Genomic DNA, 14,089 nt, shown 5'->3' with positions numbered 1-14,089 from the left:
TTGCCTGGCAGGAGCGGCGCAAGCACCGCCCACGCTGCGTCCGTCAGTTCTCCCCGCCCGACCATGCCCAGCTCCTGTGGTGTGCACACCCTCCTGCACAGGATACCGGGCAACGGGTCCATTCATCAGACAGACCCTAGTTGGAGGCGGCGTCCTTCTTCTCGGCGTCGGCCGCCTTGTTCGAATGACCGGGCATATGCTCCTTCGCCGCATCGACCGCCTTGCTGATGTCGTCCTTGTGCTCTTTCGCGAATTCCTCCGCCTCGTCCTTCAGCTTATTGACCTTGTCCATCAGACCCATGACACCAGGCTCCTTCGCGCTCCGCGCGCTGAACGACGGGGTATCCAGACGACGCCGCGGCCGCCGGCCGGCCGCGACGATCGCTACTTGCCCGCCAGGTCGACGATCGCCCGCGCCCAGAGGAAGTACTTGTTGCGGCCCAGGTCGCCGACCGTCTTGATGTTGAAGGCTTTCTTGAGCAGCTCGGCGTCAGCCGCCGAGACCCCTTGCAGCGCATCGACGGGCGCGTCGACGATTTCGGCCAGTTCCTTGCCCTCGAACGCCTTGTCCATGATCTTGGAGATGTCGGCCACGGTCGTCCCCCTCTTCATCGGCGGCTGCAGCCGGCAGACCGCCGCAATGGCGTGAGCAAGATACTACGATCGCCGTGCAAGTTGTGCAAACTGCAATCCGGCTCCAGCGAAGCGTGTGGTACATAATAAGCCGCGGCGCGCAGCCGCACGGCGCCCGTCCGTTGTTCGCGCCCTATTGTTAACGGCTTGTTGTTCATTGGGGACTCTGCGCGAGGTACGTGCTGCGAACGGTAGACACTGCTGGCGGCTGCCTTGCTTGACAAGCCGCCGCCCACGTGGCCACGATACCGGGCGCCCCGCGGCGCTGGTGTGATCGCGGTTCTTGCTCTGGAGGCGCGGATTCATGGCCACGATTCCTTCCGCCACCGGCCCGCTGGATACGGCCGAGCTCGGCTTCACCTACATGCACGAGCACGTGATCGTCGGCACCCCCGGCCTCTACCAGAGCTATCCGGAGCTGTGGCAGCCGGAGAAGTTCATGGACCAGGCCGTGCAGCGCCTGCGCGAGGCACGTGAGCGCGGTGTGCGCACGATGGTGGACCTCACGCCGGCCGACTTTCACCGCGACGCGCGCTTCGTGCAGGCGGCGGCGCGACGCTCCGGTATGCAGCTGATCCTCGCCACCGGCATCTACTGGCGCTCCACGCCCTTCTTCGACGGCCATCCGATCGAGGAGCTGGTGCCGCTGCTGGTGAAGGATATTACCGAGGGCATTCAGGGCAGCGGCATTCGCGCCGCCATCCTCAAGGCCGCGACCGACGAGCCCGGTGTCACGCCGCAGAACGAGAAGGCGTTGCGCGCCGTCGCCCGCGCCCATCGCCAGACCGGCGTGCCGATCTCGACGCATACCAACGCGCGCCTGGAGATGGGCACGAAGCAGCAGGACGTGTTCGAGAGCGAGGGCGTCGATCTCTCGCGCGTGGTGATTGGCCACAGCGGCGACACGGAGGATCTCGACTATCTCAAGCGGCTGATGGCGCGCGGCAGCTACATCGGCATGGACCGCTTCGGTCTCGACCGCCTGCTGCCCTTCGAGAAGCGCGTGGCCACGGTGGCGGCGCTCTGCAAGGAAGGTTTTGCCGGTCGCATCGTGCTCTCGCACGACGCCTCCTGCCTCTTCGACTGGGCGCCGGAGGAACGGCTGCGCGAGTTCGCGCCGAACTGGCACTTCCGCCACATCGTCGACGACGTGCTGCCGGCGCTGCATGCCCAGGGCGTCTCGCAGGCGCAGATCGACCAGATGACGACCGGCAACCCGCGGGCCATCTTCGAGAAGCAAGGCGGATATTAGGAACGAGGAAATAGGGATGGAGGAATAGAACATAGGGGAGGACGAGCTTCCGCTCCTATTTCCTATTTCCGACATGCTATTTCCTCGCGTGGGGGCGCGATCATGGCCAAAGGATCGCAGTCCGGCTGGCCACTGGCGGAGATCGGGGAGTTCCGCGGCGAGGTGCGCGAGGCGGCGCCGGGGGTGCTCTTCTTCCCCACGTTCGGCACCTCGATCGCCTTCCTGACCGGCGCCGGCATCGTGCTCTTCGATACGGGCACGCGTCCGGCGGGTGAGCGCGTGCTGCACGAGCTGCGTGAGCGCACCGATCTGCCCGTGCACACCATCGTCTACAGCCACGGCCACCTCGATCACGTCGGCGGCGCGCCGCTGTTCGTGACAGAGGCCGAGCAACGCGGGCGGCCGCGCCCGCGCGTGATCGGCCAGCGCCGCCTGGTCGAGCGGCTGCGCCGCTACGAGCGCATGTGGCCGTGGATCAGCTTCATCGGCTCCTGGCAGTGGGACCGCGAGACGCAGCCCGCCGCTGCGTCGTTTCGCGAGGCGCAGACGCCGCCCGCCTTCGTCTATCCCGACACGATCGTGGATGAGCGCCTGACCTTCGAAGTCGGCGGCGAGCGCTTCGACCTCTATCACGCGCTGGGCGAGACGGACGACGCGCTCTGGCTCTGGAACGAGCGGCAGCGCCTGGTCTGCTCAGGCGACCTGGTGATTTTCAGCGCACCGAACGTGGGCAACCCCTGGAAGGTACAGCGCTGGACACGGGAATGGGCCGAAGGGCTGGAGGCGATCGCGGCCAAGGAGCCGGAGCTGCTGCTGCCCGGCCATGGGCGCATGCTGCGCTCGCGCGAGGAGGTGGATCGCGTCACGCTGAGCACGGCGCGCTATCTGCGCTCGATCCACGACCAGGTGGTCGAGCGCATGAACCAGGGCCAGTGGCTGGAGCAGATCTGGCACGAGGTGCGCCCGCCGGAGGACCTGGCAACGCTGCCCTGGCTGCAAGCCGTCTACGGCCACCCGCAGTTCATCGTCCAGGGCGTCTGGCGCCAGTACGGCGGCTGGTGGAACGGCAACCCGGCCGACATGTTCCCCGCGCCCAGCGGCGAACAGGCGCGGGAGATCGTGGCGCTGGCCGGGTCCGGGGCGTTGCTGGCGCGTGCCCGCGCCCTGCGCGAGGCCGGCAACCTGCCGCTCGCCTGCCACCTGGTGGGCTGGGTACGGAGCGCCGAGCCGGAGAATCGTGCCGCGCGGGAACTCTGGCGCCAGCTGTTCGCCGCCCGCGCCGAGGGCGAGCGCAATATGATGGCCCGCAACACCTACCGTGCGGCGGCGCGCGAGGAGACTCAGTGAGTGCCGACACCAGCTTCGACGGCATCGCCGGCGTCTTCGAGCGCGAGATCTACGGCTCGTCCAGGGGCTACATCCGGCTGCGCGTGCTCTGGGAAGACATGCTGGGCGCCATGCCCGGCCTGGCCGCCGGCGGGCTCGATATCCTCGACGCCGGCGGCGGCGCCGGCCATCTGGCGATCCGGCTGGCCGCATGCGGCCATCGCGTCGTGCTCTGCGACCCCTCGCGGGAGATGCTCGTCCGGGCGGAAGCGGCCGTTCACGCTCACGGCCTGGCCGGCGCGGTGACAACGCTGCTCGCGCCAATAGAGGATCTGCGCCCACTGCTCAACCGTCGCTTTGACCTCGTCGTCTGTCACGCCGTGCTGGAATGGCTGGCCGACCCGCGGGCCGCGATCGTCGATCTGGCGGCGCTGCTGCGGCCGAGCGGCATGCTCTCGCTGATGTTCTACAACCGCAACGCCACAGTCCTGAAGCGTGCTTACGGCGGGGCGGCCGCCGAGGCGCTGCGCGGCTACCGCGACGGGTTCGCGCCCAGCGGCTGGGGGCAGGGCGCGAACCCACTGGCCGAACAAACCGTGCGCGGCTGGCTCGAAGGCTGCGGTCTGGCCGTGCGGTCAAAGGCTGGCATCCGCATCTTCCACGATCACGTCCCGGAAGCGGCACGGTCAGCGGCGCGGCTGGAGGAGTTACTCGCTTTGGAGCTGGCCCTGCGCGGCGAAGAGCCGTTCGCCTCGCTCGGCCGGCACCTGCATCTCGTCTGCGAGCCGCGGCAACGGCAGCCCGCGTCCTGATGCGGCAGCAGGCGCGCGGCGGCCGAGGCAGAGCCGCCGGAGAGGCCGGAGCAGGGCATATACTGGCTGCTGCGCCGGCGGCCGCCGGCAGACAGCAGGAGAACAGCAGAAGGAAGGTGCGAGATGGCGGCAACAGCGCCGGCGGGCGTGCCCACGCAGCTTGGACATATCGCCTTACGCGTGAAGGATGTCGATCGCGCGGTGGCGTTCTACCGCGACGTGCTCGGCCTGAAGGTCAAGAACCAGGGACGCGGCGTCGCCTTTCTCGGCATCCGCGCCGACGCCTCGCACGAGCTGGCGCTCTTCCCGCTGACCGCGGACGCGTCGGAGCCGGACCCCAAGCGCGTGGGCATGTACCACATGGCCTGGGAGATGGCCTCGTTCGCGGAGCTGGAGGCGCTGCACCAGCGGTTGCTGGCAAGCGGCGCCCGCATTACCGGGTACGCCGACGGCCAGTGCAACGTGATGTTCTTGGATCCGGACGGCAATGAGCTGGAAGCGATCTGGGAGCCGTCCGAAGAGGTGCGGGCGCGCTCCCGTGAGCCGGGCGGCACACCGTTGCCGCGTCTGCCGCGCTGATCGCCTGTGTCGAGCGCACCAACGCGCGCGTGGGAGCAGGAGAACGCATGTCCGCTGTGTCCTGCCGGGTCGGCGCCCTGACCGTGCTGTCACTGCGTGATGGCGCCGTCGCGGCCACGCCCGCGCAGTTCTTTCCGGCCGTTTCGCCCGCCGCGTGGACGGCAGATGAGACCGCGTACCTGCGCGCGGACGGCCGCTTCGCCATGAACCTCGGCTGCTTCCTCGTGCATGAGGGCGAGAGCTGGACGCTGGTCGACACCGGCAACGGCACGCGGCCCGGATCGTACGGCGGCAAGCTGCTGAACGAGCTGCAGGCGGAGGGGGTTGCGCCGGAGCAGATCGCGTGCGTGATCATCACCCACCTGCACGCCGACCATGCCGGCGGCAACACCGTGGACCGCGACGGTGCGGCCGTGCCGCTGTTTCCCAACGCTCGCCACGTCGTGCAGCGCCGCGATTGGGAGGCGCGCGCGGAGCATGCCCGGGACTTTCCCGATCTGGATCGCTGCCTCGATCCGATCGCGGAGGCCGGCCTGCTGGAGCTGATCGACGGCGATGCGGCGGTGACGGCTGCGATCTCCGTGCTGCTGACGCCGGGGCATACGCCGGGACATCAGTGCGTGCTGCTCGCCTCCGGCGACGAAAAGGCGATGATCATCGGCGACCTGGCGCACACGCCGGTGCAGTTGAACCACCCCGACTGGCCGCTGGCCGCGGAGCTGGAGCCGGCGCAGGCCGCCCGCAGCCGCGCCGCCGTCTTCGATCGGGTCGAGGGCGAAGGGTTGCTGCTCTGCGCCGGCCACTTTCCCCACCCGAGCATGGGCAACGTGATCCGGGTTGCGGGCCGCCGCCGCTGGCAGAGCCTCTGAGGCAGCGTCGCCCGCGGGCGCGATCTGCCGCCGCGCAACGGAATCTCCGTTTCTGCGCTGCCGATCGGCGCCTATGCTGAGGACATGACCACGCCAAACGCCGAAGACGCCCGTCTCAGCCGCCTCAGCGCGATCTGCCTCGCTTTGCCGGAAGCCGTGCGCGAGCAGTGGGGCAGCCTCACCAGCTTCAGCGTGCGCAAGAAGAAGTTCGCCTACTTCCTCGACAACCACCACGGCGACGGGATCGTTGCGCTGTGCTGGAAGGCGGCGCCGGGCGAGAACGCGGCCCGCGCCGCCGCCGATCCACGGCGCTTCTCCATCCCCGCCTATATCGGACACCAGGGCTGGGCCGGCCTGCGCCTCGACCGCGGCCCGATCGACTGGGACGAGGTGGCGGAGCTGGCGGAGTACAGCTACCGTCTGGCCGCGCCGAAGCGGCTGGCCGCGCTGCTGGCCCGCGCGCCGCTGTGATGTAGGCGGCGATCGGCCGACGGGACCGGTAGCTGCGCGGCCTCGTCTGTCGCGCTGCTGGCGGCATTACGAGAGGTTGAAGAAGGCCTGGCAGCTCTGACCGCCGTCCAGCGTCAGCGTCAAGGTGTAGCGGCCCGGCGTAAGGGCGACCGTATCCCCGAACGCCCTTTCGGCCCGCGAAGTCGAGGTGCTGCGGCTGGCGGCGGCCGGCACGGTATAGCCGGCCGCCGCGCCTGAACCGTCATGCAGGCGGCATCGACCCCTGGCCGGCGAGCGCCCGCAGGAGGTTTGCCAGCCGTTTGCGGCTGCCGAAGAGCCCATTGAAGAGAACGGTGTAGGAGCGCGCCGGCTCGCCGGCGGCGACGAGGTCCAGCCGTCGCCACCACCAGTTGCCGCTGACGATGACGCCGCACTCCGCGCGCTCAAGCACGGCGACCGGCTCGCCCGCCGGCACGGGCCCGGCAAACCAGTAGACGCGGCCGGCGCTTACCGCTACCACGGGAAAGCGCGGCATCGTTACCGCGTCTGGCCGGCGCGCCTTGTTGAACTGGTGGCGCAGAATCGCCCCGGCGGCGACTCTGGTAACACCGCCCGCCGGCGCCGCGCGTCCATAGCGGGACTCCAGGCTCTGGCCGTTGTGCCAGGCGACGATCGGCTCGGGCACGCGCGCCGCTAACGCACGCTCGATGCGGCTGGCCGGCATCACCGCTCTCCTCTCTGCCTGGTCCGCGGTCAGACAACGGCGGCGAGCAGGCGCGCTTCGAGCCAACGTTCATTCGGCTGCCGATCGCGGCGCCCCCGCTCGCCGCCTGACAGCGTACTCTCTCCGGCCCTGGTTTCAAGACCCGCCGATTGCGTCGGGTGGCGCATCACGCGTGCGCTGGCGGCCGCCGCCCGCCGCCTGTACGCTGTCCGCGGAAACCTTCCGCGGAGCAAGCGTCGATGACCAGCCAGCCCCTGCCCGAGCGCGCCGACCTGATCTTCAGCGGCGGACCGGTGCACACCGTCAATGCGAACAACGACGTGGTCGAGGCCGTGGCCGTGGGTGGCGGTCGCGTGCTGGCCACCGGCAGCGCGGCGAGCGTGCGGGCGCTGGCGGGGCCGGGCACGCGCAGCGTGGAGCTGACCGGGCGCACGGTGCTGCCCGGCCTGATCGACGCGGACGCGCACTTCCCCGGCGTGGGCACGGCGATGTCGATGATCGATTGCAAGGCGCCGGGCATGCAGTCGATCGCGGCGCTGCAGGAAGCCGTGCGCGAACGTGCGGCGCGCCAGCCGGCCGGAACCTGGATTCGCGGCCGCGGCTACGACCAGTCGCGCCTGGCCGAGCAGCGCCACCCCAACCGAGACGACTGGGACGCCGTGGCCCCCGCGCACCCGGTGATCTTCACCCGCACGTGTGGCCACATCACCTCGGTGAACAGCGCGGCGCTGGCGCTGGCCGGCCTCGCGGACGGCACGCCCGACCCGGCCGGCGGCCGCTTCGACCGTACCGACGGCCGCTTGCTTGGCGTCTGCTACGAGACGGCCTCGGCTCCCATCCACAACGTCTCCGGCCTCTCGCGCGAAGAGCTGCGCGAGGGGCTGCGGCGCGCCAACGCGGCCTACCTGGCGGCGGGCGGCACCAGCGTGCACGACGCGGCCGGCCTCGTCGGGCCGGCCTTCGTGCCCTGCCAGGACCTCGTGGCCGCGGGCGAGATCGGCGTGCGGCTCTACGCCTTTACCACCGTGAACAGCAAGCAGCACGCGCTGATCGGCATGCTGAACAGCGGCCTGCACAGCGGCTTCGGCGACGAGCGGCTGCGGCTGGGCGCCTTCAAGGTGATCACCGACGGCTCCAGCAGCGGTCCCACGGCGGCCACTCGCGAGCCCTACACCTCCGACTCCGATGACCGCGGCATCCTCTACTGGAGCCAGGACGAGCTGGACGACCTGATCGGCCGCGCCCACCGCCAGGGCTTCCAGTGCACGGTGCACGCGCTCGGCGACCGCGCGATCGAGCAGACGTTGAACGCCATGGCCCGTGCCCAGAGCGAGTTTCCGCGTGACGGGCTGCGCCACCGCATCGAGCACTGCGGCATCTGCCCGCCCGATCTGCAGCGGCGCGTGGCGGCGCAGGGCATCGTGCCGGCGATCCAGCCCGCCTTCTTCTGGGAGTTCGGCGACGGCTACATCCGCAACTACGGCCAGCACCGCGCCGACACGATGTTCCCCGCCCGCAGCCTGCTCGGCATGGGCGTGCGGGCAGCGGGCAGCTCGGACGCGCCGGTGACCGACTACCGCCCGCTGTTCGGCATCCAGCAGTGCCTGACGCGGGCGACGATGGACGGCCAGGTCTGCGGCCCGAACGAGCGCGTGGACCTGGCCACCGCGATCCGCATGTACACGATCAACGGCGCCTACGCCTCGTTCGAGGAAGCGATCAAAGGCAGCCTCGAGCCGGGCAAGCTGGCCGACCTCGTCGTGCTGGGCGCAGACCTTGCCCGCGTGCCCGTCGAGCAGATCCGCGACACGCCCGTGGCGATGACCGTGGTCGGCGGCGCGGTGGTGCACGAGGCGTAGCGACTGCGCCGGACGGGCGTGGCCGCCACAGGGCCGTTATGCGGGCCGGCTGGGCGTTACGCCGTCGAGCAGGGGCGCGGTCCAGCGCAGCACCGGCTGCAGCACGTTGGGCGAGGCTCCCATGCCCACACCCACGCCCGTCATCAGGCCGAAGACGCGCGAGACGAGCGTGATCTCGCCGGGGAAGTCGACGAACGGGTTGGCGCGGTTGGCGCGGCGCATCGCCTCGTTCACCGCCCGCAGCGTCTCCTCCGCGTCGCCGGCCTGGGCGGCAGCGGCGTAGGTCGCGGGGTCGGTCACGGCGCGGAAGAAGTTCGCCGTGGCGATCAGCGCCTCCTGGTTGTTCGAGTCCCGCAGGCGGAAGCCGAGCAGGCCGAACGCCTCGACGGCGCCGGCGTCGTCGCTGGTCATAATCGCGCGGCTCAGCAGCGCCAGCCCGCGCACCACCGGCCGCGGCAGCCGGCGCGTGAGGCCGAAGTCGACCAGGGCGAGGCGGCCGTCGCGCAGGGCAAAGAGGTTGCCGGGGTGCGGATCGGCATGGAAGAAGCCGAAGTCGAAGATCTGGCGGCAGTAGAGGTCGGTCAGCCGCTCGCAGAGTTGCTGCGGGTCGAGTCCGGCAGCGCGCAGCCCGGCCACGTCCGTGATCTTGATGCCGTCGATCCACTCCATCACCAGCACCCGCCGGCTGGAGAGCTCGGGCAGCGCACGCGGGATCTTCACGGCGGCGTCGCCGGCCAGCAGCGCCGCCATCTCCGCCATCGCCTCGGCCTCGTGCAGCAGATCGACCTCCAGCGGCACGTTGTGCGCCAGCTCGTCGTAGACCGGCTGCAGCGGGTAGCCGGCGAAGCGGCTTTCCAGCCAGAGCAGGGTGCGCAGCACGCGCAGGTCCGAGCGCACCAGCCGCTCGATGCCGGGATAGAGCACCTTGACCGCGACCTCGCGGCCGTCGTGCAGCGTGGCACGGTGCACCTGTGCCAGGCTGGCGGCGGCCACGGCGCGCGGCTCGATGCGGGCGAACGCTTCCTCCGGCGACCGGCCGAGGCCCGCCTCGATCGCCGGGCGGATCAGCGGCCAGGGACGCGGCGGCACGGCGTCCTGCAGGCGGGAGAGCACGTCGATGTAGGGCGCGGGCACGCCGGCCGGGTTCGAGCCGAGCGTTTGCCCGATCTTGATCATCAGCCCCTGCAGGTGCAGCACGGCGGCATAGATGCGCTCGGCGTTGCGCTGGTGCTCGGCGCGCAGCGCGGCCTGGCGCACGGCCACGGGCGCCCTGCGCCGGCGCAGCAGCACCAGCCGGTAGCCCGCCAGCGTCTGCCCGGCGATCGCCATCGCGTAGGCGAAGCGCAGCGAGGGCGCCTCGCGCAACCGCAGGGCGGTGCGGCGGCCGGCGTCATGCAGCCGCGGCGAGATCGCGGCGCCTTGCCGCGCGGCCCGCCCGCGGAGGACGTGTGGAGCTGCCATTTGTGATGCCCGGCGCAAGCGGCGCCTGCCGCCATTCTCCCCGAAGCGTCCGCCGGACGGAAGGCCCGGCGGCCGGTGGAGGGCGTCGGGGTAGTCGGCGTGTCAATGCTCGTGGCGGGCGCCGCGAAGGGCGCAGGCGCGGAGAGCTGACCGCTCCGCGGTCATGCGGGTGCGCCCCTGTGGTAGACCGCTAACCCGACGCCCCCTGGGACGTCCTACACCGGATCGTCCCTTCTCCCAGGATTGGCAGAAGGGGACGGGGGATGAGGGCCGATGCCGCCGCGCGCCAGTTGTGCCTGTAGCTCCGGCCGCTCCAGCGCCGCCAGCGCCGAGCGGTGGGCCTGCTCGCGTGACGGCTCACGGCGGCGGCCGGACATGGCGTTCACGCCCATCGCCCGCCGGTCGGCGGCGTTCGGGCGGAAGATGACGATCTCGAGGCGCGGAAAGGCGGCGCGCAGCTGCCGCGCCTCGGCCTCTAGCTGCCGGCTCGCCACGGCCGCCAGCGCCCCGGTCAGCATCTGCCCGTAGATGCCGGCGCCGGGCGCCGGCGGCTCACCGGCCCGTTCGCCCGCCATCGGCGCCAGGCAGAGCACCAGGTCGATCTCCTCCGCGAACTCGGCGGCGAGGTCGAGGTTCGTGGTCGAGGCGATGCCGCCGTCCAGATACGGCACGCCATCGATCACCACGGGCCGGAAGACGCCGGGAATGGCGGACGAGGCGGTGACGGCCTGCAGCGCCGTGACACGCGGCGACCCGGCGGCGCCGAAGACGGTGCGCTGCCGCCTCTGCACGTCGAAGGCGACGAGGCGCAGGTTTTGCGCCGGCCAGCGTTGCGCGGCCTCGCCCAGGCGGGCGCGCAGCCGTCGCTCCATCCCCTCCGTCGAGAAGAGGCCGCTCTCCGCCAGCAGGCCGCCCGGCCGCGCCCACCAGAAGGGCGAGGGGATGCGCGGCGCTGGCGTGTAGAGATCGCGCGTGCTGCTGCTCGCCGGGGCGCGGCCGCGCCCCGGCTCGGGCGGCAGCACGGCGCCGGGCAACGTCGACAGCAGGCGGCCGCTCGCCAGCAACGTCGCGATCCACGAGCCGGCGCTGGTGCCGATGAAGGCGCGGGCGGAGGCCGGCTCCCAGCCGCAGCATTCCTGCAGCGCCGCGAGCGTGCCCAGCTGGTAGGCGCCGCCCGTGATGCCTCCCGCGCCCAGCACCAGCGCCACACGCCCTCCGGCCATGCGCTGCCTCCCCGCCGTGCGCTGTTGTCCGCAAGCATACGCCTGATCGACTGCCGCGTGCCGCCGTTGACAGGCGCTCCGGCCCGCGCATAGCGTGCGGAAGCGGGCCGGAACCGGCAGCGGAGGTAGATGATGAGCAGCGACGCGACGTCCGTGTCCTCTGTGTCCTCTGTGTCCTATGAGTCCCCTGTGTCCCCTGTGTCCCCTGTGTCCCCTGTGTCCTATGAGTTCGGGCTGTTTGACTGGATCGACCGGCGCGAGGCGCCGATCGGCCGCATCTACGAAGAGCGGCTGCAACTGCTCGAGTACGCCGATACGGCGCCGTTCGTCTGCTACCACCTGGCCGAGCACCACCAAACGCCGCTCGGCCTCGCGCCCTCGCCCGCGCTCTTCCTCAGCAGTGCCGCGCAGCGCACCCGACGCATCCACCTCGGCCCGCTCGTCTACCTGCTGCCGCTCTATGAGCCGCTGCGGCTGATCGCGGAGGTGGCGATGCTCGATCAGCTCTCGGGCGGCAGGCTGGAGCTGGGTGTCGGCCGCGGCGTCTCGCCCTACGAGCTGGGCTACCACCACGTCGACCCGGCGCAGTCGCGCGCCATCTTCCGCGAGTCGCTGGAGGTGCTCAGGCTCGGCCTCACCCAGGAGCGACTGACCTACCACGGTCAATACTTGCAGTACGACGATGTGCCGATGGTGCTGCGCAGCGCCCAGCAGCCGTATCCCCCGCTCTGGTATGCCACCAGCACGATCGAGAGCATCCCCTTCGCCGCCGAGCAGGGCATGAACCTGATGCGGCTTGGCCCCGCGGCGGCGATGGCCGAGGGCACGCGCCGTTACTGGCAGGTGTGGGAGGAGCACCGCAACGATCCGCAGCGGCTGGGCGCGAACATCGCGCGGCCGCGGCTGGGCATGAACCGCCAGATCCTGATCGCGCCGGCGCACGAGCAGGCGCTGGCCGAGGCTGAAACCGCCTTCGCGACCTGGTGGCAGAGCTTCGACTACCTCTGGCAACTGCACGGCGATTCGACCTACGCGCGCCGCGGCGGCTTCGCCGTGCAGCGCGAGCAGGAGACGATCATCGCCGGCTCGCCGGCCACGGTGCGCGAGCAGATCGCCCGCGCCTTCGCGCAGAGCGGCTGCACCTACATCAGCTTCTGCTTCGCCTGGGGCAGTATCACGCACGCGCAGGCGATGCGCTCGATCAAACTCTTCGTCGAGGAGGTGATGCCCGCCTTCGCCGCGCCCGCCACCGCCCCGGCCTGAGGCGGCATTTGCCGTCCGAGCCTCGTGCCCGAGACGCGCCGCAGCCGTCGGCGCAGAGAGGACGGCGCCGCTTGCATGGAGGAGTTTCTGCGAAAGGCCGAAGAGAGCCTGGCCGGCGCCGAGGCCGAACTTGCCGCCGGCCGCTACAATAACTGTGCCAACCGCGCCTACTACGCCTGCTTCCAGGCGGCCGTGTATGCGCTGTGGCGCGCGGGTGTTTCCATCCCCGCGGATGGCCGGGCGTGGGGGCACGCGTTCGTACAGGCGGAGTTCTCAGCGAGGTTAGTGAACCGGCGCAAGCTGTATCCGAATGAGTTTAAAGACACGCTGACGCGGTTGCGGGATCTGCGCGACACGGCGGACTATGCCACAACCCTGATCACCGTGACGCAGGCTGCGCGGGCAGTGCACCGGGCACGCGAATATGTCGCGGCCGTGCGTAGCCGGCAGGGGAACAGACAGTGACGACTGCTCAGAAACAGGCCCGGACTGCTCGCCTGAAGGCCGCGGCGAACGAGCTGCAATCCATGATCGCCGGGGTGCATCCGGATGCCGAATTCACGTTACGGCGCGGCCTGGATGATCCGCGCGAGTGGTGGCTTGAGGTCAGGGCGGATACTGAAGACCCCGACGAAATCATGGATCTCATCATCGATCGGTTGCTCGAATTCCAGGTGAACGAGCGCCTGCCGATCTTTGTGATGACGCTGCCGCATGGCGCATTTGCGCTTGGCGGCGCTCGCCTGCCGTTGTGATCACCCGCCGGCCAGCAGCCAGCCAGCCTCGGCGATTTGCGGCAGCGGGTAGGGTGGCTGTGTCAGCAGGATGATCCGCCCCACGCCCAGTGCCTCCAGCCGTGTGCGCTCGTTGCTGCCGGCTCGCAGCCAGCGCTCGCTCAGTCCCGCGAAGACGGAGATCTCGAACGGCTCACTCGCGCGTTCGCTTGCTCCATGGGCCGCGCGGGCGAGCTCGATCAGCCGCGGCAGCTCCGGGTGGCCGGCCTGCGTGTTGAAGCCGTCGCCCCAGCGCCCGGCGAGGCGTGCCATGCGCGGCCCGAAGCCGGCGATCACGATCGGCGGCGCCGGTTGCGGCTGCATGAAGCCGCGGGCATTGTGCAACCGGTAATGCTCGCCGGCGAACGACTGCGTGCCGCCGCTCCACAGCAGGCGCAGCACCTGCGCCGCCTCGGCCACGCGCGCCGCGCGCAGCGGATTCTCCTCCACCGGCAGGCCGAGCTGCTCGTACTCACGGGCGTAGGGTGTCTCGCGGCTGCCGCCCGCGCCCAGGCCGAGCACGAAGCGGCCGCCGCTGATCTCCTGCAGCGTGGCCGCCATGTTCGCCAGCAGACCGGGGTGCCGCGTGCCCACGTTCAGCACCAGCGGCCCCAGTTGCAGGCGCGAAGTCGCCTCCGCCAGCCCGGCGAGCGTGGTCAGCGCCTCGGGCACGGCGCCCGGCCCGCCCTCGGCCACGCGCAGGTGATCCCAGGTCCAGACGCCGCCGAAGCCCGCAGCTTCTGCCGCCACGGCCGCGGCGCGCAGCTCAGGATACGTTGTGCCGAACGGCACCAGCAGCAGATCGACGTGCATCGCTCACCGCCCCGTGCATGCTGCGCTCATGCTACGGGCTGGACGGCGCGGC

General features: G+C 70.7%; 16 protein-coding genes. 10 read left to right on the top strand and 6 right to left on the bottom strand.

Annotation, left to right across the window (positions count from 1 at the left end; translation table 11 throughout):
* Positions 1-136 precede the first annotated feature (136 nt).
* Positions 137-301 (bottom strand): hypothetical protein, encoded by a 165-nt coding sequence (locus VKV26_22835; GenBank protein ID HLZ72750.1) that lies wholly within the window; start codon positions 299-301, stop codon positions 137-139.
* A gap of 83 nt (positions 302-384) precedes the next feature.
* Positions 385-612, bottom strand: coding sequence for a hypothetical protein (locus VKV26_22830; protein HLZ72749.1), 228 nt, complete (start codon positions 610-612; stop codon positions 385-387).
* Positions 613-937: 325 nt separating this feature from the next.
* Between VKV26_22830 and VKV26_22825 the strand changes: the two genes are divergently transcribed.
* The 6 genes from VKV26_22825 to VKV26_22800 all read left to right on the top strand — a co-directional run bounded on the left by VKV26_22825 (position 938) and on the right by VKV26_22800 (position 5,942).
* Positions 938-1,885 carry a phosphotriesterase-related protein gene (locus tag VKV26_22825; GenBank protein ID HLZ72748.1) on the top strand — a complete coding sequence of 316 codons (948 nt, stop codon included), beginning with the start codon at positions 938-940 and terminating at the stop codon, positions 1,883-1,885.
* 102 nt (positions 1,886-1,987) lie between these two features.
* Positions 1,988-3,232 carry an alkyl sulfatase dimerization domain-containing protein gene (locus tag VKV26_22820; GenBank protein ID HLZ72747.1) on the top strand — a complete coding sequence of 415 codons (1,245 nt, stop codon included), beginning with the start codon at positions 1,988-1,990 and terminating at the stop codon, positions 3,230-3,232.
* Positions 3,229-4,023, top strand: coding sequence for a methyltransferase domain-containing protein (locus tag VKV26_22815; protein HLZ72746.1), 795 nt, complete (start codon positions 3,229-3,231; stop codon positions 4,021-4,023). Before VKV26_22820 ends, VKV26_22815 begins: the two co-directional genes overlap by 4 nt.
* A gap of 123 nt (positions 4,024-4,146) precedes the next feature.
* The gene (locus VKV26_22810) at positions 4,147-4,602 is read left to right on the top strand and encodes a VOC family protein (GenBank protein ID HLZ72745.1); all 456 of its coding nucleotides are present in this window, start codon (positions 4,147-4,149) and stop codon (positions 4,600-4,602) included.
* Between the two features lie 47 nt (positions 4,603-4,649).
* Complete coding sequence (locus VKV26_22805) at positions 4,650-5,471, top strand: MBL fold metallo-hydrolase (protein HLZ72744.1); 822 nt, start codon at positions 4,650-4,652, stop codon at positions 5,469-5,471.
* An 84-nt stretch (positions 5,472-5,555) separates the two neighbouring features.
* On the top strand, positions 5,556-5,942 hold the full coding sequence (locus tag VKV26_22800; GenBank protein ID HLZ72743.1) for an MmcQ/YjbR family DNA-binding protein: 387 nt from the start codon (positions 5,556-5,558) through the stop codon (positions 5,940-5,942).
* A 241-nt stretch (positions 5,943-6,183) separates the two neighbouring features.
* Here VKV26_22800 and VKV26_22795 read toward each other — a convergent pair whose 3' ends face one another.
* A complete protein-coding gene (locus VKV26_22795) occupies positions 6,184-6,645 on the bottom strand; it encodes a hypothetical protein (GenBank protein ID HLZ72742.1) in 462 nt (153 codons plus the stop codon).
* A 239-nt stretch (positions 6,646-6,884) separates the two neighbouring features.
* Between VKV26_22795 and VKV26_22790 the strand changes: the two genes are divergently transcribed.
* Positions 6,885-8,504: an amidohydrolase gene (locus tag VKV26_22790; protein ID HLZ72741.1), complete on the top strand. Its 1,620-nt coding sequence runs from the start codon at positions 6,885-6,887 to the stop codon at positions 8,502-8,504.
* Between the two features lie 36 nt (positions 8,505-8,540).
* Here the strand turns inward: VKV26_22790 and VKV26_22785 are convergent, their stop codons facing one another.
* Complete coding sequence (locus VKV26_22785; GenBank protein HLZ72740.1) at positions 8,541-9,965, bottom strand: AarF/ABC1/UbiB kinase family protein; 1,425 nt, start codon at positions 9,963-9,965, stop codon at positions 8,541-8,543.
* Positions 9,966-10,180: 215 nt separating this feature from the next.
* Positions 10,181-11,188: a patatin-like phospholipase family protein gene (locus tag VKV26_22780; GenBank protein HLZ72739.1), complete on the bottom strand. Its 1,008-nt coding sequence runs from the start codon at positions 11,186-11,188 to the stop codon at positions 10,181-10,183.
* A 216-nt stretch (positions 11,189-11,404) separates the two neighbouring features.
* On the opposite strand from VKV26_22780, the gene VKV26_22775 reads away from it, so the two are divergent.
* Genes VKV26_22775 through VKV26_22765 form a run of 3 tightly spaced genes read left to right on the top strand, consistent with a single transcriptional unit; the run spans position 11,405 to position 13,206 of the window.
* A complete protein-coding gene (locus tag VKV26_22775) occupies positions 11,405-12,451 on the top strand; it encodes an LLM class flavin-dependent oxidoreductase (GenBank protein HLZ72738.1) in 1,047 nt (348 codons plus the stop codon).
* Between the two features lie 24 nt (positions 12,452-12,475).
* Positions 12,476-12,916 carry a HEPN domain-containing protein gene (locus tag VKV26_22770; GenBank protein HLZ72737.1) on the top strand — a complete coding sequence of 147 codons (441 nt, stop codon included), beginning with the start codon at positions 12,476-12,478 and terminating at the stop codon, positions 12,914-12,916.
* Positions 12,913-13,206: a hypothetical protein gene (locus tag VKV26_22765; GenBank protein ID HLZ72736.1), complete on the top strand. Its 294-nt coding sequence runs from the start codon at positions 12,913-12,915 to the stop codon at positions 13,204-13,206. Before VKV26_22770 ends, VKV26_22765 begins: the two co-directional genes overlap by 4 nt.
* Here the strand turns inward: VKV26_22765 and VKV26_22760 are convergent, their stop codons facing one another.
* On the bottom strand, positions 13,207-14,037 hold the full coding sequence (locus VKV26_22760; protein ID HLZ72735.1) for an LLM class flavin-dependent oxidoreductase: 831 nt from the start codon (positions 14,035-14,037) through the stop codon (positions 13,207-13,209). It lies immediately after the preceding gene.
* Positions 14,038-14,089: the final 52 nt, after the last annotated feature.

The organism is Dehalococcoidia bacterium, from assembly GCA_035310145.1.
Taxonomy (GTDB): Bacteria; Chloroflexota; Dehalococcoidia; order CAUJGQ01; family CAUJGQ01; genus CALFMN01.
Note: the sequence above shows the minus strand (reverse complement) of the source record. Positions and strands in the feature narration are given on the sequence as shown.